At 71.2% G+C, this 20,901-nt stretch carries 21 protein-coding genes and 1 tRNA gene; 4 read left to right on the top strand and 18 right to left on the bottom strand.

What is annotated here, in order from left to right; translation table 11 throughout:
- Positions 1-3: 3 nt before the first annotated feature.
- From ACVW00_RS08190 to ACVW00_RS08165, 6 genes are read right to left on the bottom strand one after another with little or no spacing between them, the layout of a single operon-like run.
- Complete coding sequence (locus ACVW00_RS08190; protein WP_457110406.1) at positions 4-1,122, bottom strand: bifunctional RNase H/acid phosphatase; 1,119 nt, start codon at positions 1,120-1,122, stop codon at positions 4-6.
- Positions 1,119-1,838 carry a zinc ribbon domain-containing protein gene (locus tag ACVW00_RS08185; protein ID WP_457110405.1) on the bottom strand — a complete coding sequence of 240 codons (720 nt, stop codon included), beginning with the start codon at positions 1,836-1,838 and terminating at the stop codon, positions 1,119-1,121. The genes ACVW00_RS08190 and ACVW00_RS08185 overlap by 4 nt, the downstream gene beginning before the upstream one ends.
- A gap of 42 nt (positions 1,839-1,880) precedes the next feature.
- Entirely contained in the window at positions 1,881-3,002 is a 1,122-nt protein-coding gene (locus ACVW00_RS08180; RefSeq protein WP_457110404.1) for a Nif3-like dinuclear metal center hexameric protein, read from the bottom strand.
- A gap of 14 nt (positions 3,003-3,016) precedes the next feature.
- Positions 3,017-4,282, bottom strand: coding sequence for an MFS transporter (locus tag ACVW00_RS08175; protein ID WP_457110403.1), 1,266 nt, complete (start codon positions 4,280-4,282; stop codon positions 3,017-3,019).
- Positions 4,279-4,854: an ArsR/SmtB family transcription factor gene (locus ACVW00_RS08170; RefSeq protein WP_457110402.1), complete on the bottom strand. Its 576-nt coding sequence runs from the start codon at positions 4,852-4,854 to the stop codon at positions 4,279-4,281. The genes ACVW00_RS08175 and ACVW00_RS08170 overlap by 4 nt, the downstream gene beginning before the upstream one ends.
- 60 nt (positions 4,855-4,914) lie before the next feature.
- Entirely contained in the window at positions 4,915-6,444 is a 1,530-nt protein-coding gene (locus tag ACVW00_RS08165) for an AMP-binding protein (protein WP_457110401.1), read from the bottom strand.
- 110 nt (positions 6,445-6,554) lie between these two features.
- On the opposite strand from ACVW00_RS08165, the gene ACVW00_RS08160 reads away from it, so the two are divergent.
- Positions 6,555-7,556 carry a DNA topoisomerase IB gene (locus tag ACVW00_RS08160; RefSeq protein WP_457110400.1) on the top strand — a complete coding sequence of 334 codons (1,002 nt, stop codon included), beginning with the start codon at positions 6,555-6,557 and terminating at the stop codon, positions 7,554-7,556.
- A gap of 15 nt (positions 7,557-7,571) precedes the next feature.
- On the opposite strand, the gene ACVW00_RS08155 is transcribed toward ACVW00_RS08160, so the two are convergent.
- The 8 genes from ACVW00_RS08155 to ACVW00_RS08120 all read right to left on the bottom strand — a co-directional run bounded on the left by ACVW00_RS08155 (position 7,572) and on the right by ACVW00_RS08120 (position 13,618).
- Positions 7,572-8,606, bottom strand: a complete 1,035-nt coding sequence (locus ACVW00_RS08155; RefSeq protein ID WP_457110399.1) for an SGNH/GDSL hydrolase family protein — start codon at positions 8,604-8,606, stop codon at positions 7,572-7,574.
- Between the two features lie 103 nt (positions 8,607-8,709).
- Entirely contained in the window at positions 8,710-9,966 is a 1,257-nt protein-coding gene (locus ACVW00_RS08150; protein WP_457110398.1) for an RNA polymerase sigma factor, read from the bottom strand.
- 7 nt (positions 9,967-9,973) lie between these two features.
- Positions 9,974-10,348: a YciI family protein gene (locus ACVW00_RS08145; RefSeq protein ID WP_457110397.1), complete on the bottom strand. Its 375-nt coding sequence runs from the start codon at positions 10,346-10,348 to the stop codon at positions 9,974-9,976.
- A 46-nt stretch (positions 10,349-10,394) separates the two neighbouring features.
- Entirely contained in the window at positions 10,395-10,694 is a 300-nt protein-coding gene (locus ACVW00_RS08140) for a DUF1905 domain-containing protein (RefSeq protein ID WP_457110396.1), read from the bottom strand.
- A gap of 88 nt (positions 10,695-10,782) precedes the next feature.
- Positions 10,783-10,854: transfer RNA gene (locus tag ACVW00_RS08135), tRNA-Val, on the bottom strand.
- A gap of 168 nt (positions 10,855-11,022) precedes the next feature.
- Complete coding sequence (locus tag ACVW00_RS08130; RefSeq protein ID WP_457110395.1) at positions 11,023-11,484, bottom strand: peroxiredoxin; 462 nt, start codon at positions 11,482-11,484, stop codon at positions 11,023-11,025.
- Between the two features lies 1 nt (position 11,485).
- Positions 11,486-13,111 carry an AMP-binding protein gene (locus tag ACVW00_RS08125; protein WP_457110394.1) on the bottom strand — a complete coding sequence of 542 codons (1,626 nt, stop codon included), beginning with the start codon at positions 13,109-13,111 and terminating at the stop codon, positions 11,486-11,488.
- An 87-nt stretch (positions 13,112-13,198) separates the two neighbouring features.
- Positions 13,199-13,618: a DUF3052 domain-containing protein gene (locus tag ACVW00_RS08120; RefSeq protein WP_457110393.1), complete on the bottom strand. Its 420-nt coding sequence runs from the start codon at positions 13,616-13,618 to the stop codon at positions 13,199-13,201.
- A 235-nt stretch (positions 13,619-13,853) separates the two neighbouring features.
- On the opposite strand from ACVW00_RS08120, the gene aceE reads away from it, so the two are divergent.
- Together aceE and ACVW00_RS08110 are read left to right on the top strand one after the other, a co-directional pair.
- Entirely contained in the window at positions 13,854-16,658 is a 2,805-nt protein-coding gene (gene aceE, locus ACVW00_RS08115) for a pyruvate dehydrogenase (acetyl-transferring), homodimeric type (RefSeq protein ID WP_457110392.1), read from the top strand.
- A gap of 317 nt (positions 16,659-16,975) precedes the next feature.
- Positions 16,976-17,293 (top strand): FHA domain-containing protein, encoded by a 318-nt coding sequence (locus tag ACVW00_RS08110; RefSeq protein WP_457110391.1) that lies wholly within the window; start codon positions 16,976-16,978, stop codon positions 17,291-17,293.
- Between the two features lie 12 nt (positions 17,294-17,305).
- Here ACVW00_RS08110 and ACVW00_RS08105 read toward each other — a convergent pair whose 3' ends face one another.
- Positions 17,306-18,277, bottom strand: a complete 972-nt coding sequence (locus tag ACVW00_RS08105; RefSeq protein ID WP_457110390.1) for an alpha/beta fold hydrolase — start codon at positions 18,275-18,277, stop codon at positions 17,306-17,308.
- 165 nt (positions 18,278-18,442) lie between these two features.
- Between ACVW00_RS08105 and ACVW00_RS08100 the strand changes: the two genes are divergently transcribed.
- Entirely contained in the window at positions 18,443-18,856 is a 414-nt protein-coding gene (locus ACVW00_RS08100; protein WP_457110389.1) for a nitroreductase/quinone reductase family protein, read from the top strand.
- Here ACVW00_RS08100 and ACVW00_RS08095 read toward each other — a convergent pair.
- From ACVW00_RS08095 to ACVW00_RS08085, 3 genes are all read right to left on the bottom strand, one after another.
- Positions 18,769-19,728 (bottom strand): AfsR/SARP family transcriptional regulator, encoded by a 960-nt coding sequence (locus tag ACVW00_RS08095; protein ID WP_457110388.1) that lies wholly within the window; start codon positions 19,726-19,728, stop codon positions 18,769-18,771. The two genes, ACVW00_RS08100 and ACVW00_RS08095, sit on opposite strands and share 88 nt — an antisense overlap.
- A gap of 102 nt (positions 19,729-19,830) precedes the next feature.
- Positions 19,831-20,328 (bottom strand): signal peptidase I, encoded by a 498-nt coding sequence (gene lepB / locus ACVW00_RS08090; RefSeq protein ID WP_457110387.1) that lies wholly within the window; start codon positions 20,326-20,328, stop codon positions 19,831-19,833.
- A 4-nt stretch (positions 20,329-20,332) separates the two neighbouring features.
- The gene (locus ACVW00_RS08085) at positions 20,333-20,893 is read right to left on the bottom strand and encodes a hypothetical protein (RefSeq protein WP_457110386.1); all 561 of its coding nucleotides are present in this window, start codon (positions 20,891-20,893) and stop codon (positions 20,333-20,335) included.
- Positions 20,894-20,901: the final 8 nt, after the last annotated feature.

Here is a 20,901-nt window from a genome sequence, read left to right as displayed (position 1 = left end):
CGGCTACAGGAACGGCGCCTCGGTGGGGCGCGCGTTGTAGAGCCGCAGGTTGGGGTGACGCATGCCCTCCTCCGGACCACGGCCCTCGAAGTAGGAGACCACCGTCACCGAGGCGGGCGAGAGCTCCATCCGGAACAGTGCCTCGAGCGGCGCCCCGAGCGCGTCGGCGACGAGGGTCTTGATCGGCGTCACGTGGCTGACCACGAGCACGGTCCTGCCTGCGTACGCCTCCGCGATCCGGTCGCGGCCCGCCAGCACCCGCTCGGCCACCGAGCGGAACGACTCGCCCCCGCCGGGGGCCTGCTCGAGGTTGCCGAGCCACGCCGACAGCTCGTCGGGGAACTGCTCCTGGACGTCGGCGAAGGTCAGCCCGTCCCAGGTGCCGAACTCCATCTCGGCGATGCCCTCCTCGAACTCGACCTCGTGGCCGAGGATCTCGCCGAGGATCTCCGCCGACTGGTGGGTACGCCGTACCGGCGAGGCGACCAGGGCGTCGATCTGCTCGCGCATCGGCGAGAGCCACTCCGCGGTCGCCCTGATCTGGGCGCGCCCCTCGTCGGTGAGAGGCGGGTTCGAGCTGGCCAGCCCGCCGGAGAAGACCTTGCGGGTCGTGTGCTCGGTGACGCCGTGACGGACCATGATCAGCGTGGTCGGCGGCTCGCCCGGCGGATGCCAGCCGCGGCTCGGCCTAGGGGTCGCAGCCGGGGCGGTGGCCGCCCGGGGAGCGTCGAGTGCCTCGTTGACCAGCCGGTCCGCATGGGTGTTCTCCCCCCGCGGGATCCAGGTGAAGGTGGTGCCGACCGGGGTGAGCCTGTTCGCCTCGGTCGCGAGCGGACGCATCGACGGGTGCCGGACCTTCCAGTGGCCGGACATCTGCTCCACGACCAGCTTGGAGTCCATCCGTACCTCGACCGAGGCGTTCGGAGCGTGCTCCTCGGCGAGCTTCAGGCCGGCGATCAGGCCGCGGTACTCCGCCACGTTGTTGCTGGCGATGCCGATGGCCTCGGCGATCTCGGCGATCACCTCCCCGGTGGCCGCGTCCCTCAGCACCGCCCCGTACGCCGCTGGCCCCGGGTTGCCCCGCGAGCCGCCGTCGGCCTCGATGACGACCCTGTCGGTCACAGCCCCGACTCGCCGGTGCGGACGAGGATCCGGCTGCACTCCTCGCAGCGGATCACCTCGTCGCTCGGCGCGGCGGTGATCCTGGCGAGGTCCGAGGGGTTCAGGGTCAGCCGGCAGCCGGTGCACTCCTTGCGGCGGAGGGCGGCCGCACCGACGCCACCCTTCTGCTCGCGCAGCTTGGTGTAGAGCGCGAGCAGGTCGTCGGGCACCTCCACGGTCAGACCGGCACGCCGGGCCTCGACCTCGCCGAGCGACTGCTCGAGGTCGGCGGCCTTCTGGGCACGCGCCACCTCGAGGGTGACGGCCCGGGCGTCGAGCTCCTCGAGCTCCTGGGTCCTCTCGCCGAGGGCGGCCTGGGCGGACTCCAGCCGCTCCATGACCTCGATCTCGGTGTCCTCGAGGTCGGAGATCCGGCGCTGCAGCGACTCGAGCTCGCCGAGCATCCGCTGGAGCGCCTTGGGGTCGGCGATCGAGCCGGCGTCGATCATCGACTGGTCGCGCACCCGGCGCGCCTTGACCTGCTCGACGTCGGCATCGGCCCGCTTCTGCTCCGCGGTCAGGTCGTCGACCTCGATCCGCAGGTCGCGCACCGCGCCGTCGAGCTCGGTCCGACGCGTCCCGAGCTCGGCGAGCTCGACGGCCTCGGGGATCGTGCCGAGCTGGTGGTGCAGGGAGTCGAGCCGCGAGTCGAGCTCCTGCACGTCGAGCAGCTTCAACTGGGCAAACGGGTCGGCTTTCAGCGGGTGCTCCTCAGCAGGTCAGACCCGGAAGGTCCAGGGATCGGTGTTGGTCGTGCTCACGTGGACCTCAACCGTATCGCCCAGCTCCCCGAGCAGCCGGTGCCGGAGCACCGGGAGCCAGGTCCACTCCGCGGCCCAGTGGGCGACGTCGAGGAGCGCGGGGCTGCCGAGGTGCTCGCGGAGCTCAGCTGCCGGGTGGTGTCGCAGGTCGCTGGTGACGTAGGCATCGACCCCCTCGGCACGGGCGTGGTCGAGCAGGAAGTCGCCGGCACCTCCGCACAGTGCGACGGTCTCGACCCTCGCCTCCGGGTCTCCCGCCACCCGGACACCGTGGGCCGTCGCGGGAAGGGCGCCGGCGACCCGGCGCGCGAACTCCGACAGCGCCACCGGCTCCTCCAGGCGCCCTACCCGGCCCGAGCCGCGGGCCGGGTCGTCCAGCGCCGCCAGCGGGACCACGTCGTACGCCGGCTCCTCGTAGGGGTGGGCCGCGACCATGGCGGCGACCACCCTGGAACGGTTGCGCCGGTCGAGGATCGACTCGATCCGCACCTCCTCGACCGTCGCCAGCTCGCCCACGGACCCGATCGCCGGGTCGGCCCCGGCGAGCGGCCGGAACCGTCCCTCTCCGGTGCTGGTGAAGGTGCATGAGTCGTAGTCACCGATCGCGCCGGCGCCGGCCTCGGTGATGGCATCGCGCACCTTGTCCGCGTCGCCGACCGGGACGAACACGACCAGCTTGTCGCGCTCCTCCAGCGGGTCGGCCTGCAGCGGTCGCACGTCGACCAGCCCGAGGGCCAGGGCCATCGACTCACTCACTCCCCCGGCCGGCGCGTCGGCGTTGGTGTGCGCCGCGAGCAGGCCGCACCCGTGGGTGACCAGCGTGTGCACGACCCGTCCCTTCGGCGTCGTCGCCGCCACGCTGCTCGTCCCGCGCAGGAACAGCGGGTGGTGCACGATCACCAGGTCCGCCTCGAGATCGACCGCCTCGTCCGCCACGACCTGCACCGGGTCGACGGCCAGCAGGATCCGGCGTACCTCGGCCTCGGGATCGCCGCAGACCAGCCCGACCGCGTCCCACTCCGCGGCGCGCTGCGGCGGGTACCAGCCGTCCATCAGGGCAACGACGTCGGCCAGGCGCATGCGCCGCACAGTATCTAGGTTTCGGCAGGCTCGACCACCGGTGGTCGAGGCTCGCGCAACCGCGCGCTCCGGTCGTCGAGCTCGCGCCAGCGCGTCTGGACTGCCGGGACCATCGTCGTGACGAAGTACGCGCCACCGACCGCGAGCAGCGCCGGGGCGATGCCGACACCGGCGACCAGCACACCACCCAGGAGGCCGCCGAACGGGATCAGCGACCAGCTCATCGCGATGTTCATCGAGGTGACCCGGCCCATGAGCGCTTCCGGGATCCGCTCGAAGAGGACCGCACCGAGCAGCGGGTTGAGGAAGCCCGCGGCGAACCCGCCGGCCACGGCGACGGCAAGGATGACGACCCAGGGCGCGTCCAGGGCCAGGACGACGAACCGGGGCACTCCGGCGACGAGGAAGGCCACCACGTAGACCAGGTAGCGCGGCAGCCGCGGTCCGAGCACCGCCGCGATCACGGAGCCGGCGATCGCGGCGCCGCCGAAGGTCGCCCCGAGGAGCCCGACCGCCTGCACGCCGTGCCCGCCCTGCTCGGCCCACACCGGCACCAGCACCGACGACCACGCGGCGTCCAGCAGGTTCGTGACGGCGACCATCACCCCGATGCCCATCAGGATGGGGTCGCGCCGCATGAACTCCCACCCGGAGCGCAGCTCGGCAAGGTACGACGTCCCGGCGCGGCCCGGGTCCACCGCGGTCCTGGTGACCGCCCGGGTCGTCAGCACCAGGACGAGACCGGACACCAGGAAGGACGCTGCGTCCACGGCGAGCGCGTTCGCCGCGCCGACCACGGCCACCACCCCTCCGGCGATCGCCGCGCCGGCCATGCTGGCGCCGCGCTCGACGGCTCCGGTGAGGCCGGTCGCCCGCTCGGTGGGGATGCCGACCTGGTCGACGAGCACCGGGAGCATCGCGTGCCTGGCTGCGTCGCCCGGCCCGCGCAGCGAGCCCGCCATGACGACCAGCACGAGCAGCAAGGGGTAGGACAGCGCGTCGAGAGCGTGCGCGACCGGGACGGCGCCCACGACCAGCACGCTCGTCAGGTCGCAGGTGATCGCGACCCGGCGCGCTCCGAGCCGGTCCATGAGCGGGCCGCAGAGGGCCTGCAGCACGACCAGAGGGGCCAGCTCGGCGAAGGCGACCACGCCGGTCCGGGTCGCGGACCCCGTCGTGGTCAGCACGAACCACGGGATCGCGATCATGGAGACACGGGTGCCCGTCACCGAGATCGCCTGGGCGGTCAGGTAGCCGGTGAAGGGGAGGCGCAGGCTCATGCGCGCGGGTCGGGCTCCACGGCGCCCGGCCGGACGAAGGCGTTGAAGTTGAGCACGAAAGGAGCGGCGTCCGGGGCGTCGTCGTCCTCGCCGTACTCGTCGACGAGCTGGTGCACGGCCTCGGCCAGCGCCTCGGCGCGCTCGGGCGTCAGCCGCAGCGTCCAGTCGCTCAGGTCGCCCACGCCACGCCAGCGCTCTGGGAGGAGCTGGCGCTCCTCGAGGGACCGCAGCATCCGCTCGTGGTAGAGCATCGCCACGGCCTGCAGGTAGGCGTCGTGGGTGTCGTGCTCCTCCGGAGTCGCCGCCGCCAGATCGGTGCGGGTGGTCGTGTGCGCCGCTCGCCACCACCGGTCACGGCCGTTGCCGCGCTCCTCGTCCTCGACGACGAAGCCGTGCTTCTCGAGCTGGCGCAGGTGGTAGGAGGTGGCGCCGCTGTTCAGCCCGAGCCGGGCGGCCAGCGTGGTGGCGGTGGCGGGACCCTCGGCCCGCAACAGGCCCAGCATCCGCAGCCGCCCGGGATGGCTGAGCGCCCTGAGCCCGTCCGGGCCCGGCGTGACGAAGGTGCGTTCCATCGCACCACGCTAGATTGCAAAGAGTCCTTTGCAAAGAGTTCTTTGCGAATTCGTGGGTCGTCAGTTCACCTGGCGGGCGCGGCCCTCCCAGTACGGCGCCCGCAGCTTGAACTTCTGCAGCTTGCCGGTCGCCGTGCGCGCGAGCACCTCGCGGAACTCCACCGACGTCGGCGCCTTGTAGCCGGCCACCTTGGACTTGCAGTAGGCGATCAGGTCGGCCTCGGTGAGCTCGGAGCCCTCGGCCCTGACGACCAGTGCCTTGATCGTCTCCCCCCACTTCTCGTCCGGTACGCCGATCACGGCGACCTCCGCGACGTCGGGGTGGGAGAAGATCACGTCCTCGACCTCGATGGACGAGACGTTCTCGCCGCCGGTGATGATCACGTCCTTCTTCCGGTCCTGGATGGTCAGGTAGCCGTCGTCGCCGATCACGCCGCCGTCGCCGGTGTGGAACCAGCCGTCGCCCAGCGCCGCCTCGGTCTCCTCCGGCTGCTCCCAGTAGCCCTCCAGCACGACGTTCGACCTGGCCAGCACCTCGCCGTCCCGGGACACCTTCAGCGTCACCCCGATCGCCGGGGTGCCCGCGCGGACCAGCTTCGCCGCCCGCTCCTCGGGCTCGAGGTCGTCCCACTCGGCGCGGGTGCGGTTCACGGTCAGCAACGGCGAGGTCTCGGTGAGCCCGTAGATCTGGATGAACTCCCAGCCGAGCTCCTCCTGCACGCGCACGATCGTCTTGGTCGGAGGCGGCGCGCCCGCAACGATGATCCGCACGCGATCGCGTCCGGGGATCTCGCCGTCCCAGTCGGCCGCGGCGTCGAGCACCGCGTTGACGACCGCGGGCGCGGCGCACATCACCGTCACGCCGTACGTCTCCACGCGACGCAGGATCTCGGCTCCGTCGACCTTCCGCAGGACGATCTGCTTCCCACCCATCCCGGCGACACCGAAGTGAAAACCCCAGCCGTTGGCGTGGAACATCGGCAGGGTGTGCAGGTAGACGTCGCGGTCGGAGACGCCCGCGTGGAGCGCGAAGGTGATCGCGTTGGTCCAGATGTTGCGGTGGGTGATCTGCACCCCCTTGGGCCGGGCAGTCGTGCCGGAGGTGTAGTTGATCGTGGCGGTTGCGTTCTCGTCGTGCTCCCACGCCCGAGGCTCCACGCCGTCGGTGAACAGGTCGTCGTCGTCACCGAGCAGGAACTTGTGCTCGCACTCCACCGACGCCAGCTGGTCCTCGAGCTCGGGGTCGACGTAGAGCACCCGGGCGCCGCTGTGCTTGACGATGTAGCCGACCTCCTCCGCGGAGAGCCGGAAGTTCACCGGGACCAGGACCCGGCCGTAGCCGCAGACGCCGAAGAACGCCGCGAGCAGCCGGGCGCTGTTGTGGGACACGAACGCGACCCGGTCGCCGACCTCGATGCCGAGCTGGTCGAGCCGGGCGGCCATCGCGGACGCCCGGGCCCCGAGCTCGCCGTACGTCAGCTCACCGAGTGGCGACGCCGGCTGGTCGGGCTCGTCCACGACGCCGACCCGGTCGCGGTAGACCGCCAGGGCACGGTCCAGGAAGTCGCTGGCACTGAAGGGAACGATCACGGTGTCCTCCGTCACACGGGTGTGCTGCCAAATCTAGGCCCGTCGCGGCCGGACGCACACCGGGGGCACACGCGTGCGGTTGTGGGCGCCCGCGACGGGTACCTGCGCTCATGCCACGCACGCGCCGGGTCTCGCCCAACGATGCGGGGTGGACCCGGCGCAGGGTGGGCCGGGGCTTCGCCTACCTCGACGAGAACGGCAACCGGCTGCCCGACGACGACGTCGCCCGGGTCAAGGCGCTCGCCATCCCGCCGGCCTGGTCCGAGGTCTGGATCTGCCGCGTGCCCAACGGCCACCTCCAGGCGGTCGGCATCGACGCCGCCGGACGCCGGCAGTACCTCTACCACCCGGACTGGCGGGCCCGGCGCGACGAGCTCAAGTTCGAGCGGGTGACCCGCGCCTCGAAGCGGTTGCCGGCCATGCGCGTCGCCGTCCTCCAGGACCTCGCGGACGAGGAGATGACCCGCGACAAGGCCTGCGCGGCCGCGGTGCGGCTGCTCGACCTCGGCTGCTTCAGGATCGGCAACGACGCCTACGCCAACGGCGAGTCCTTCGGGCTCACCACTCTCGAGCGCCGGCACGTGCGCCGGATCGGGGACACGCTGGTCTTCGACTTCACCGGCAAGTCCGGGATCGAGCACCACATCGAGGTCGACGACGAACCGAGCCGGCAGGCGATCGACACGATGCGGCGGCGTCGCGACGGCTCCGAGCGGCTGCTGGCGTACCGGGAGGGCGGCCGCTGGGTCGAGCTCGACGCCCCGACCGTCAACCTCTACCTGCGTGACCGCACCGGCGAGGACCTGACCGCGAAGGACTTCCGCACCTGGCACGCGACGGTGCTCGCCGCGGCCGCGCTGGCGGAGAGCGACGAGCGCGGTGACACCCGGGCCTCACGCCAGCGCGCGATCAAGGCGGCTGTGGCCGAGGTCGCGGAGTTCCTCGGCAACACGGCGACGATCGCCAGGTCGTCGTACATCGACCCGCGGGTGATCGACCTCTACGAGGACGGCGTCACGATCTCGACCGCGTCGCACCGACGCTACCGGGACTCCGACGCGCGTCAGGCAGCGCTGGAGCGGGCCGTCCGTCGGATGCTCAGCGAAGCGTGACCGAGGTCCGCGACATCAGCCGACGCGGCGAACGACCGGGACGCCCCACAGCGAACTCGTGGTGCCGCGGCTGCCGCGCAGCACGATCCGGTAGCGGCCCGGACGCAGGGCAGAGGTGACCAGGCGGGTCGGCCTCCTCGCGTAGGTCCACGTGCGGGACCGTCCCGTCCGCAGGCTCGTGACCCGCACCCGCACCTCGTGGACGCGGTAGAGCTTCCTCGACCGGGCCCACTCGATCGACAGGCGGTGGCCGCTGCGGTGGACCACGGGCTCGAGCGGCGGCGTCCACGGCACGAAGGCGCGGGCGACCTCGGGGACCCCGGGGAGCACCCCGAGGCCCGCCAGGGCTTCGGCCATCTTCTGGGCGATCACGGTCTCCCCGGTCGGGTTGGGGTGGACCAGGTCACGGGTGTCGCGCGACGGGGACCAGTCCGGCGAGTCCAGGTCGGCGACGACGACCGGCGACTGGTCGGTGGTGAGCTCCGCCGCGAGCACGTGCAGGCCGGCATTGGCCTCCGCGCGCGTGCGGGCCTTCGGCGTCGCGACCTCTCCGAGGACGACCTTCAGGTTGGGCTGGGCCGCGCGCGCGTTCGCGACGTACGCGCGCCAGGAGTCGAGCAGCGCGGCCGGGCTCGCGCCCGCGCCGACGAGGTCGTTCGTGCCGTACTCGGCGACGAGCACGTCCGGCAGGTACGCCGCGACGTCCGGCCCGATCGAGGCGACGCTGCCCGCCAGGGTGGAGCCGCCGAGCGCGTCGTGGTCGCTGTCCCACCCGGTCGTCAGGTACAGGTCGTGGCCGCCGTAGGGATAGCGTCTCGGGCCGACGAAGTCGACCGGCACCTGCTGCCTGCCGAACTCCTGGAACAGGCGGTAGCGCCAGGTGAAGTCACCGTCGAAGCCCTGGGTGATCGAGTCGCCGGCGAGCATGACTCGCACGGGCGAGGTTGACACCGAGCCGGGGTCGTCGCCGGACGCCGGACCCGGTGCGGTGACCAGGGTGGTCGCCGCCACCGCGACGGTGACGGCGGCGGCCGAGAAGGTCCTGCGCATGTTCGGGTCCCCCGGGGTGCTGTGACGGAATGCCGGGACACCTCATCACGAAACCCGACCTGGTTTCGGCGGAATGTCCGAAAGCGAGCCCCGGGGGCGGTCCTCACAGGGCGGCGAGGCGGGCCTCCAGCCAGCGCCGGGTCGCGCCGTCGGTGGTCAGCGAGATCGCCTTGCCGTACGCCGTGACGGCGGCCGCCTTCTCCCCGACCGCCGCGAGCAGCGCGGCCCGGGTCGCCCAACCCGGCTGGAACCGCTGGAGCGCGGGGTCGTCGATCTCGTCGAGGAGTGCGAGCCCGCGCGCCGGTCCGTCGACGCGGCCGGTCACCGCGGCGAGGGCCACACGCGCACCGAGCGTCGGGGCCACTGCGACCAGCGCCTCGTGGAGCGTGCGAAGGGCGGGCCAGTCCACCGGCCCCCCGTTGACGCGGGCGGCGTGCACCGACTCGATCGCGGCCTCCAGCTCGAAGCGTCCGATCGGCCGTTCCGGCGCCCGGGAGGCCGCCGCCCGCCGCAGGAAGCCGTCGCCCTCCGCCAGCATCCCGGCGTCCCACAGCCGGGTATCCTGCTCGTCCAGAGGCACGAAGGCGCCCTCGGCCCGGGCCGCGGTCCGCGCCAGGGAGAGGGTGATCAACGCCGCCAGTCCCCACGCCTCCGGCTCGTCGACGAGCAGGCGGGCCAGCGTCACGGCAAGGTACTGCGCCTCGCCGGCCATCGACTCCCGCACGGTCGGGCCCGACGAGCCACGCCAGTCGATCGCGAAGCAGCCGTAGACGGCCTCGAGCACCGCGCCGAGCCGGTCCGGCATCAGCGACCGGTCCGGCACGGTGAACGGGATCCCGGCGTCGCGGATGCGCCTCTTGGCCCGGACCAGGCGCTGGGACATCGCCGAACCAGGCACGGCGAGCGCCTCGCCGACCTGGCTGGCCTCGAAGCCGAGGACGACCTGCAGCATCAGCGGGGTGCGCACGCCCTTGTCGATCGCCGGGTGGGCGCAGGCGAAGAGCAGCTCGAGGCGCTTGTCGGGGATGGCGTCGGGGTCGACCTCCTCGAGCGGGCTCGTCGCGGTGTGCGAGCCGGCCGCGGGCCCTGCGGGCAACGCCTCGGACAGCCGCCGGGCCGCCGAGCCGAGCACGTCGCTCTGGCGGTTCCTGGCCACGGTGAGCAGCCACCCCTCGGGGCTCCTCGGCACTCCGGCCTCGGGCCAGGTGCGCAACGCTCGCTCGAACGCGTCGGCGAGGGCGTCCTCCGCCAGCGCGATGTCACGGGTGCCGGCCGCGAGGACCGCCACCAGGCGGCCGTAGGAGGTGCGGGCCGCGCGCTCGGCGACCGCCCGGACCTCGTCGCCGAGAGGTGGGTCCACGGTGCGGTCAGCCCTCGACCCACTGGCCGTCGACGACATGGGTCGCGGTCGGACGGACCTCGACCGTTCCCCACTGCACGGACGGCGCCCTCTCGGCCCAGGCGAGGGCGGCGTCGAGGTCGGGCACGTCGATCACGAAGGTGCCGCCCAGCTGCTCCTTCGTGGCGGCGTACGGACCGTCCTGGATCGACAGCTCGCCGCTCACGGCCGAGACCGTCGTGGTCGCGGTCGAGGGTTGGAGCACCTCGCCGGCGAGGAGCACGCCCGCGTCGTGCAGCGCGGCCGCATAGGCGCGGAACGCCTGCTGTCCGGCCTCGAGCCCTTCCGGACCCAGCTCTTCGGGGGACATCTCGGGGTAGTGCAGAAGCAGTGTGTAGCGCATCGGTTCCTCCTCAGGTTCCGCAGTGTTCCAGGGCCCGGCGTCATGCTCAGGCGAGGCGCTCCTGGAGGTGCACGGTGACGTCGTCACCGACGTCCTTGTCGATCCGGCCGAGCAGCGCCCTGGTCACCGGCAGCTTGTGGGTGCCGTCGCCGAGCGCCATGAACGAGGTGCGGATCGGCTCGCCGTCGACGGTGCCGCGCACCTTGACCCGGCCGCGGGTGCCGAAGAAGTCGGCGGACCCGGGCAGCTGGACATAGGTCCACCCACCCGGCTCGAGGCTCTTCACCACGGTCGCGGTGAAGGTGTGGTCCAGGCCTGCCGGCCACGGGCCTGCGGTGGCGTCCATCAGGTCTCCTCTCGTGCGTGGTTGCACTGAGGGAACGAATCAACCAGGTGCCGATCGACAGCACCCCGCGACGAACAGGACGGCTGCGTGGGCGCAGAGGGGATCGAACCCCCGACATCTTCCTTGTAAGGGAAGCGCTCTACCGCTGAGCTATACGCCCCGGACTGTCGTGCGGCGCACAGACTAGGCGGCCAGGCACACATGGGGCAAAAAAGCCGCGACCGCCGGTGTCTCGGGTCACCAGCGGTCGCAACACCGAAATAGTGACAGGCGATCCGCCCCGAGTCACGCGTTTGTGACCAAGTCCCGCGAAAATGGCCCGAAAGGGCTATCCGGCCTGCTTCAGCCGGGCCGCCTGGAGGTCCAGGTCACGCGCCTCGCCACGCTCGCTGTGCAGGGCCCAGCTGATCCGGCCGCCGCGATCGACGACGTACGACGTCCGCAGGGCGCAGCCCTCGTCCTCGTCGAACACCCCGTACGCCGAGGCCACCGCGCCGTGCGGCCAGAAGTCGGAGAGCAGCGGGAAGAAGATCGCGTCGCGGTCGGCGAAGGCCCGCTGGGTGAACAGCGAGTCGCACGAGATCCCCAGGAGCGTCGTGGTGTCGGTCTCGAAGTCGCCGAGCCGGTCGCGGAAGCCGATCAGCTCCCCGGTGCACACCCCGGTGAAGGCGTACGGGTAGAAGGCCAGCAGCACCGCCTTCTGCCCGGCGTACGAGGAGAGCGTGATGTCCTGCCCGTGCTGGTCCCGCAGCGTGAAGTCGGGCGCGCGCTCGCCGATCTGGAGTGGCACCTCAGGCCCCGTCCAGGTCGCGCTTGAGGATCTTGCCGGTGGCGTTGCGCGGGAGCTCGTCGAGGAACACGAAGTCGCGCGGCACCTTGTAACGGGCGAGGTTCGCCTTCACGTGCTCCCGGAGCTCCTCCTCGGTGACCGCGCTGCCCTCCGCGCGCACCACGAACGCGCGCAGCCGCTTGCCGAACTCGCCGTCCTCGACCCCGATCGCAGCCACCTCCGCCACACCTTCGTGGCGGGCGAGGCTGTCCTCGACCTCCTTGGGGAAGACGTTCTCGCCTCCGGAGACGATCATCTCGTCGTCGCGTCCCTCGACGAACAGGCGGCCGTCCTCGTCGAAGCGGCCCACGTCACCCGAGCTCATCAGGCCGTCGATCCGTTCCTTGTGCCCGCCTCCGGTGTAGCCCTCGAAGAGCATCGAGTTGCCGACGAAGATCCGGCCCGTCTGCCCCGGCGCGACCTCGCTGGCCTCGTCGTCGTAGATCCGGACGATCGTGTTGACCGGCGGCTTGCCGGCGGTGCCGGGCGCCGCCCGCATGTCCCTGGGCTGCGCGACGCTGGCCCACGCCACCTCGGTCGAGCCGTAGATGTTGTAGAGCGTGTCGCCGAACTGGTCCATCCACTCGATCGAGAGGTTGCCCGGCATCGCCGACCCGGATGCGGCGACCACCTTGACCCTCGACAGGTCGTAGGAGTCCAGGGTCTCCTTCGGCAGCCGCAGGATCCGCTGCAGCATCACCGGGATCACCACGAACGAGTCGCACTCCTGCTCGGTGAGCACCTTGAGCGCTCCCTCCGGGTCGAACCGGCGGGTCAGCACGACGGTCGACCCCAGCAGCATCGACAGGCTGAGGTGGGCGAACCCCCAGGTGTGGAACAGGGGCGCCGCGACGTGGGAGCGCCAGCCGCTGCGCAGCGGGATCCGCTCGAGCAGGGCGACGGCCGCCTCGAAGTTGCCGCCGCCGCGAGGGGCGCCCTTCGGCGTACCGGTGGTGCCCGAGGTGAGGATCACCATCTTGCCCTCGCGGGAGGGTGCCGTCCGGCGTGCACGCGAACCTGTCGCGATCAGGTCCTCGAGGGTCTCGCGCGCGTCGGACTCGGCGTCGGTCCAGGCGAGCAGCCGCGGCACGGTCACGTTCGCCCGGTCGACGAGGTCGTCGAACTCCTCGTCGTGGATGACGAGCTTGGCGCCCTCGCGCTCGCACACCTCACCCAGCTGCGGCGCGGCGAACGCGGTGTTCAGCAGCAGCACGTGGGCGCCGAGCTTCGCGATCGCCAGGGTGGCGTCGACGAACCCGCGATGGTTGCGCACGAGCAGGGCGACGCCGTCGCCCTCCTGCACGCCGCGGCGGGCGAGCTGGTCAGCGAGCGCGTTGCTGCGCTCGTCGATCTCGCGGAAGGTCAGCTCCCCGAGCTCGTCGACCAGCCCGGTGCGCTCGGGGAAGCGGATCGCCACCGCACTGAAGCCGCCGGCGACACCCATCCCCCATTCACGCAGCGTCCTGACCAGGCCGAGGAGGGTGACTGGCCCGAACGGCCGGATCACGCCGGCCTGGGTGAGCACACGTGCCGCGATCGCCTTGTTCCTGGCCTCTGCGGCGACCTTCTCCGCGAGCGTGCCGGTCATCCGTGGTGCCTCCTTGGGGCAAGTTGTGCACACGGTACTGCGTGGCTCACCCGCGCGAATTCCGTCTCGCCGCTGATCTGGGGGGGCTCAGCGGGACTTCGGAGCGACCAGCTTCGTGGCGGTCCAGTCGGCGCTGATCGGGATCGTCGTGGTGTTCGACAGACCCGCGATCGGGGCTGCCTCGGCCACGTCGGAGGCGGGCACCGCGTTGGCCCGCCCGATCTTCGGTGAGACGAGCCAGATGGCGCCACCGCCGACCAGGTCGGTCAGCGTGTCGACCAGCGCGTCGACCAGGTCGCCGTCACCGTCGCGCCACCAGAGCACGACCGCGTCGACCACGTCGCCGTAGTCGCCGTCGACCAGGTCGGCATCGATGGCGTCCTCGATCGCCACCCGCACCGCGTCGTCGACGTCCTCGTCCCAGCCGAGCTCCTGCACGACCATGCCGGGTTTGAGTCCCAGCCGTTCCCCCACCATCTGGTCGGCGCCCCCTGTGGACGGGCTCACGTCGCTGCCTCGATTCTGTGTGCGTCGGGTTGCCTCCCACGCGGAGGCGATGCCCAAGTTCAGCGGACTGGGGTGTCGCAACGCAAGCCCGGTCGGGCCGCACGCCTGTCCGCACACCCTCCGGTGCACCTTTCAGTGCACGTTTCGGGGTCCCCTCCGGCCGGCCGTTCCCGGCGCTCGTTCGCGTACTCATGGGTAGATTTCCCGGCTGGTTGGAACGTGCCAAGATGCAAGGGTGTCCGAACAAGCCAAGACCGAGCCCGAGGTACGCCACATCCCCGCGACGCCTCCGGTGATCCACGAAGGGCTGCCCACCCAGCTGCCCGACATCGACCCCGACGAGACCACCGACTGGCTCGACTCGTTCGACGCCCTCGTCGACGACCGAGGCCGCCAACGCGCCCGGTACATCATGCTTCGGCTGCTGGAGCGGGCCCGCCAGAAGCAGGTCGGCGTCCCGGCGCTGCGCAGCACGGACTACATCAACACGATCCCGCCCGAGCGCGAGCCGTGGTTTCCCGGCGACGAGGACATCGAGCGCCGGATCCGCGCCTTCATCCGCTGGAACGCCGCGGTCATGGTCAGCGACGCCAACCGCAAGGGCCTCGAGGTCGGCGGCCACATCGCGACGTACCAGTCGAGCGCCAGCCTCTACGAGGTCGGCTTCAACCACTTCTTCCGCGGCAAGGACCACCCCGGCGGCGGCGACCAGATCTACATCCAGGGCCACGGCTCACCGGGCATCTACGCGCGTGCCTTCCTCGAGGGCCGCCTCACCGAGCAGCAGCTGCTGAACTTCCGCCAGGAGGTGCAGCACGGTGTCGGCAAGGGCCTCTCTTCCTACCCGCACCCGCGGTTGATGCCCGAGTTCTGGGAGTTCCCGACGGTCTCGATGGGCCTCACGGCCATCAACTCGATCTACCAGGCGCGCTTCAACCGCTATTTGCACAACCGCAAGATCAAGGACACGAGCGAGCAGCGCGTGTGGGCCTTTCTCGGCGACGGGGAGATGGCCGAACCGGAGTCACTCGGTGCCATCCGGGTCGCGGCCCGCGAGGAGCTCGACAACCTCACCTGGGTGATCAACTGCAACCTGCAGCAGCTCGACGGGCCCGTCACCGGCAACGGCAAGATCATCCAGGAGCTGGAGGCCAACTTCCGTGGCGCCGGCTGGAACGTCATCAAGGTGATCTGGGGTCGTGAGTGGGACGACCTGCTCGCCCGTGACGTCGACGGCGTCCTGGTGAACCAGATGAACACCATGCCCGACGGGGCCTTCCAGACGTTCTCCGTCGAGGACGGCGCCTACAACCGCGAGTACTTCTTCGGCCCCGACCCGCGGCTGCGCAAGATGGTCGAGCACATGTCCGACCGGCAGATCGAGAAGCTGCCGCGCGGCGGCCACGACTACCGCAAGGTGTACGCCGCCTTCGACTCAGCGACCCACCACGTCGGCCAGCCGACGGTGATCCTGGCGCACACCATCAAGGGCTGGACGATCGACGCCCTCGAGGGCAAGAACGCCACGCACCAGATGAAGAAGCTGAACAAGGAGGACCTCAAGCGCTTCCGCGACCGGCTCTACCTGCCGATCAGCGACAAGGAGATCGAGGACCGCTACGACGCCGACCACACGGCGCCGTTCTTCCACCCGGGCGTGGACTCCCCCGAGATCGAGTACATGCTCGAGCGTCGTCGCCAGCTCGGCGGCTCGCTGCCGAAGCGGGTCGTGCGCGCGAAGCCGCTCAAGGTTCCCGGCGACGCGGTCTACGCCGACCTCAAGCAGGGCTCGGGCAACAACAAGATCGCCACCACGATGGCCCTCGTCCGGCTGCTCAAGGACTGGATGAAGGACCCGGAGATCGGCAAGCGGATCGTGCCGATCGCCCCCGACGAGTACCGCACGTTCGGCATGGACGCGATGTTCCCGACCGCGAAGGTCTACAACCCGGGCGGGCAGCAGTACGAGTCCGTGGACCGCAAGCTGCTGCTGAAGTGGCGGGAGTCCGCCGAGGGACAGATGCTGCACGAGAGCATCTCTGAGGCCGGCGCGATGGCGTCCGCGACTGCCGCCGGCTCGGCGTACGCGACGCACGGCGAGGCGATGATCCCGTTCTACATCTTCTACTCGATGTTCGGGTTCCAGCGCACCGGCGACTCGATCTGGGCGATGGCCGACCAGCTGGCCCGCGGCTTCCTGATCGGGGCGACCGCCGGCCGCACCACGCTGACCGGCGAGGGCCTGCAGCACGCCGACGGGCACTCGCCGCTGCTCGCGGCCACCAACCCGGCGGTCGTCCACTACGACCCGGCGCACGCCCACGAGGTCGCGCACATCATGCAGGACGGCCTGCGGCGGATGTACACCGTCACGCCCGAGCACCCGATGGGCGAGGACGTCATCTTCTACCTCACCGTCTACAACGAGCCGGTCACCCAGCCCGCCGAGCCCGCGGACCTCGACGTCCAGGGACTGCTCAAGGGCGTCTACCGATTCGGCCAGGGCCCTGACCTCGGTGCCGACGCTCCCAGGGTCCAGCTGCTCGCCTCCGGCATCGGCTTCCCGTGGATCAAGGAGGCTCAGCAGCTGCTGGCCGAGGACTGGGGCGTGAGCGCCGACCTGTGGTCGGTGACGTCGTGGAACGAGCTGGCCCGCGACGCCGTCGACGCCGAGCGCTGGTCGCTGCTGCATCCCGAGGAGCAGGCACGCGTGCCGTTCGTGACCAGCCAGCTCGGCGGCGCGCCCGGACCGTTCGTGGCGGTCTCGGACTTCATGCGTGCCGTGCCGCTGCAGATCGCCCGCTGGGTGCCCGGCGACTTCCACGCCCTCGGCACCGACGGGTTCGGCTTCGCCGACACGCGGCCCGCGGCTCGCAGGTTCTTCAACGTCGACGCGCAGTCGGTGGTCGTGCAGGCGCTGCAGGCACTGGCGGCGCAGGGATCGGTCAAGAGCGAGACGGTCACCGAGGCGTTCCGCAAGTACCGGATCGACGACCCGACCGCGGTCTCCGGCATCGCACAGGAGGGCGGCGACGCGTGAGGCTGCCGGGCCGTGGGCTCGGGATCAGCACTCCCGAGGCTGCGGAGCCTGGCTGAAGTCACCCGCGTAGTACCCGCGGTGGCGCCGGATCGGGTCGGTGTACACACCGGACTCGACCTCGATGTCGATCGTTGCGGCCATCGTGCTCACCTCCCTGGTCCTCTCGCTGTCCTGTCCGTGCAGACCGCGCTCCGGCCCCGGAATCATCGCCTCTCTCACCAGGACGACGATCGGGGCCCGCCAGATACGACATCGCTGCCAGAAGTTGCCCACTCCGGGGCTGCCACGATGCGGCGCGGCGGGGTTAGCATCCGGTCATGACGGGGCAGTTGAGCTCGCTCCTCGGACGGCCGGTTTACGCCGTACGGGTGCTGCGGCTGCCTGCCCCGCACGCACCGTTCGTGCTGGTCGGCCGCAGTCGCCGCTGCGACGTCGTCCTCGAGGACCCGACCGTGTCTCGGGAGCACGCCGGCCTGGTGCTCTTCGCCGGTCACTGGTTCGTCTGCGACCGGGACTCGACCAACGGCACCCGGGTCAACGGCCGCCGGATCTGGGGCACGTCGTCGGTGCAGCCGGGCGACCTGGTCGCGTTCGGAGACACGGCCCTCCGACTCGCAGCCCCGGACGGCAGCTAGCGCAGGGGCGGCTCAGGCGCCGGCGCGCTTGCGGCGCAGCGGGGTGACCTCGGCGAGCTCCATCCGCTCGCTCAGCGGCACGGCGGGGCCGTTGCGCAGAAGCTGGCGCCAGCGGCCGCGGTGGTAGCTGGCGGGCTGGGTCGAGCGCACGAAGTCGTTGAGGATCTTCACGAACCGCTCGGGATGGTCCTTGTGCGGGAAGTGGCCGGAGTTGCCGAGCACCTCGACCATCGCTCCGGGTGCGACCGCGGCGGCGGTGCGCGCGTGCTTGACCGGGATCACCCGGTCCTCGCTGCCCCAGATGATCAGCATCGGCATCGCCTGCGTCAGGTAGGCGCGGTCGACCATCGTGACCAGCTGGCCGCGGGTGTCGACCACCGCGCGCACGACGTGCGAGATCGCCTTGCGCGCCGCCGGGTCCTTGAACGAGTCGTAGATCTCCGCGACCTCGTCGAGGTCGTGGGTGAGGGTCATGCCGGTGCGCGACAGGGCCCGCATCCCGGCGATCGCGGCGTGGCGCAGGCCGGGCAGCGTGAGCATGCCCATCACCGGGTTGAAGCCGGGGAGGGAGACCGCCCGGATCATCCGGGTGACCTCGGGGCCGAGGCCGCCCGGCGCGACCAGCACCATCCGCTCGGTGCGCTCGGGGAACTGGTAGCCGAACTGCATCGCGACGCCGCCGCCCAGGCTGTGGCCGACGACGGTGACCTTGTCGATGTTGAGCACGGTCAGCAGGTCGCGCATGCCGTTCGCGTAGCCGCCGACGGAGTAGTCGGCGCGCGGCTTGTCGCTGGCCCCGTGGCCGAGGAGGTCGGGTGCGATGACGGTGTACTTCTTCGCGAGCTGCTCGATCACCGGGAGCCAGGTGGTGTGGTCGCAGCCGAGCCCGTGCAGGAGCAGGAGCGCAGGGCCCGACCCCATCTTCACGTAGGCACGCCGGTGCCCGTGGATGGTGACCTTCTGGACCTCGATCGACCCGGCCAAGGCGACTCCTGTAGTCGTGTCCGGTGGATCCGGAGTAGCGGCAGTCAATCAGACGAACCCCTGGAATTCGCCTGTCTGCAAGGGATTGCTCCGAGTCTGTGAACAAGTACCACGATCCTGTGACGGATGGGACCGGTGGGACGGCTCCGGTGCCATGCTGGCGTCGTGGACAAGTTCCGGGCGGTCACCTTCGTGCAGAAGCGGTTGTTCAACCCCGTGGTCCGGCCGTTGCTCGAGCACGCCAGGGTGCCCGGCTATGCCCTCCTCGAGACGACCGGCCGCACGTCGGGGATCCCGCGACGCAACCCGGTCGGTGACGGCCTGGTCGGCTCGACGTTCTGGATCGTGTCCGAGCACGGACGCCGCGCGTCGTACGTCCGCAACATCGAGGCCGACCCGCATGTCCGGGTGCGGGTCCGGGGCCGCTGGCGCAGCGGCACCGCGCACCTGCTCCCCGACGACGACCCGCGCGAGCGCCAGCGACTGCTCGGTCAGAGGTTCGCGGCACGCCTCAACGCAGTCTCGGTGCGGGCGATGGGCACCGACCTGCTCACCGTGCGGATCGACCTCGACGGCTGATCGGCGCAGACGGTGAGCAGCAGCTCGCCCAGCTCGATCATCCCGGCGTGCCTCGAGCTCGCCGTCACGTCGCAGGAGTCGACCGCGGAGCGCAGGAGATCCACCAGGAGACCCAGCTCGAGCTGTCCGGACCCACGTGCGACCTTGACGAACTCGTCGCGCAGGATGGCGACGTACAGCGCCTGGCTGTCCCGGCCGGGCTCGACGCCGAGCTCGTCCACCATCCGCCGACGGAACGCGACGTAGGCCAGCACGGCCTCGGACCGCTCGCCGGCGTGCCACAGGGCGCGCATCAGCGCCTGTCGGGCGGCTTCCGAGTAGGTACTGTGGGCGACGGCCGCCCGCGCCAGCTGGACCGCGACGCGATACTCGCCGGCCGCATCAGCGACCGGCACGGAGCGCAGGCACGCAGCCGACACCTTGTCGTCGAGGTCCGCGCGCGCCACGTCGGCCCACGCCGCATACGGGTCGCTGTCCAGCAGGACCTCGTCGGACAGGCCCACCACGGTGGCGATGTCCGCGGCGGAACCCCGCGAAAGCACGCCGTGCACGATGGCGAGGTCCACGTTCACCTGGGCGTCGTCGAGGACGTAGCCCTTGTTGAGCGTCGCCAGCGGGCCGTGCCGGCCACCCGCCAGGCCCAGCCGGCGCCGCAGTCCGCACACGTAGCTCTCCAGGGTGGCGACGTACGACGCCGGCGGGTGCCCTTCCCACAGGCGCTCGGCGATCAGGTCCTTCGGCAGCGGCGTCCCTGGCGCGAGCGCCAGCATCTCGAGGATCTGGCGGGGCTTTGCCCCGCCCAGGTCCTCCCCCGTGAGCTTCCTGCCCTCGACCCACACCATGGTGGGTCCGAACAACGCAATGTCGATCATGTGCTCCCCCGTTCAACGAACAACACCGTGCCCGTCGCTGCTCCCAGCCGACAGACCCTCTATTGGGGACTTGCCATCCCCCCATGCTGAGTAGCCCGATCGTCAGTCCCACAGGCGCAGACGGACCATGCCGACCACCCTCCTCGAGCTGACGCTTCCGTAGTCCCGGGAGTCGATCGAGTCGGCGCGGTTGTCACCGAGGACGAACACGGCGTCCGCCGGCACCACCACCGGCCCGAAGTAGGTGCCGTCGACCCGCGCGTGCTCGACGTAGGGCTCGACCACCGGTTCGCCGTTGACCACCAGGACGCCGTCCATGACCGCGAGGACATCGCCTCCTGTGCCGGCGACCCGCTTGACGACCAGGGCCCCCGAGACGGGTGCCCGCAGGACCACCACGTCGCCACGGTGCACGGTCACCCGTCCTGAGATCGCCTTCGTGACCAGGACCTCCGTCCCGGTGCGGTACGTCGGCGCCATGGAGTCCGAGGACACGCGCATCGGCTCGGCGACGAAGCGCAGGCCGAGCAGGACCAGCACCCCGGAGAGCGCCAGCAGCCCGGCGACGAGCCGGCGCCGAGCCTTGCCACGGTCGGCCACGGCCTCACACCAGGAGGCCCGTGAACCGGGCGACGAGGGCCGCGACGCCCACGCACAGCATCGCGGTCCCGACCCGTGACCGGATCCGCCGCGGCAGCAGACCGGTGAGCACGAGGACCAGGCCGAGCTCGACGGCCTGGCAGCCGAGGTCGAGCCAGCCGACGTCCTCGATCCGCGATCCCGGGAAGATCGGGATGCCGTTGCCGACGCCACCGGCGATCGGCAGGTGCTTCACGGTGTGGCCGATGTCGTGTGCCGGCACGAAGGGCAGCTCCGCTGTCCGGCTGACGACGTAGAGCATGAGCAGGCCGACGTGGGCGCCGATGGCGGGGACGAGGAGCAGCGGCGACGTCCGCCGCCGCAGGAACAGGTAGGCCAGCCCCAGCTGGGCCACTCCGACGACCAGGAAGAACGTCCCGAGGATCGGCGCTTCGGCGAGGTGGTCGCGTACGACGGCCAGGTGGATCACGCCGGCGCAGGCCGCGAGGCCGGCTGCCGTCACGAGGTGCACGGCCGGGGCGGATCGGGCCCGCGCGGCGAGTCCGACGTCAGCGGTGAGCGTCATCGCCGGCC

Source organism: Marmoricola sp. URHA0025 HA25, assembly GCF_054059435.1.
This window is presented reverse-complemented; position numbering and strand designations above follow the sequence as displayed.

What these genes read in the sequence shown, in the direction of transcription:
- ACVW00_RS08160 (WP_457110400.1), top strand. Translation starts at nt 6,555, where the DNA reads ATGCCACGCACGCGCCGGGTCTCGCCCAACGATGCGGGGTGGACCCGG.
- ACVW00_RS08085 (WP_457110386.1), bottom strand. Translation starts at nt 20,893, where the DNA reads ATGACGCTCACCGCTGACGTCGGACTCGCCGCGCGGGCCCGATCCGCC.
- ACVW00_RS08095 (WP_457110388.1), bottom strand. Translation starts at nt 19,728, where the DNA reads ATGATCGACATTGCGTTGTTCGGACCCACCATGGTGTGGGTCGAGGGC.
- ACVW00_RS08155 (WP_457110399.1), bottom strand. Translation starts at nt 8,606, where the DNA reads ATGCGCAGGACCTTCTCGGCCGCCGCCGTCACCGTCGCGGTGGCGGCG.
- ACVW00_RS08110 (WP_457110391.1), top strand. Translation starts at nt 16,976, where the DNA reads ATGACGGGGCAGTTGAGCTCGCTCCTCGGACGGCCGGTTTACGCCGTA.
- ACVW00_RS08125 (WP_457110394.1), bottom strand. Translation starts at nt 13,111, where the DNA reads ATGACCGGCACGCTCGCGGAGAAGGTCGCCGCAGAGGCCAGGAACAAG.
- ACVW00_RS08145 (WP_457110397.1), bottom strand. Translation starts at nt 10,348, where the DNA reads ATGCGCTACACACTGCTTCTGCACTACCCCGAGATGTCCCCCGAAGAG.
- ACVW00_RS08180 (WP_457110404.1), bottom strand. Translation starts at nt 3,002, where the DNA reads ATGCGCCTGGCCGACGTCGTTGCCCTGATGGACGGCTGGTACCCGCCG.
- ACVW00_RS08140 (WP_457110396.1), bottom strand. Translation starts at nt 10,694, where the DNA reads ATGGACGCCACCGCAGGCCCGTGGCCGGCAGGCCTGGACCACACCTTC.
- ACVW00_RS08175 (WP_457110403.1), bottom strand. Translation starts at nt 4,282, where the DNA reads ATGAGCCTGCGCCTCCCCTTCACCGGCTACCTGACCGCCCAGGCGATC.
- ACVW00_RS08170 (WP_457110402.1), bottom strand. Translation starts at nt 4,854, where the DNA reads ATGGAACGCACCTTCGTCACGCCGGGCCCGGACGGGCTCAGGGCGCTC.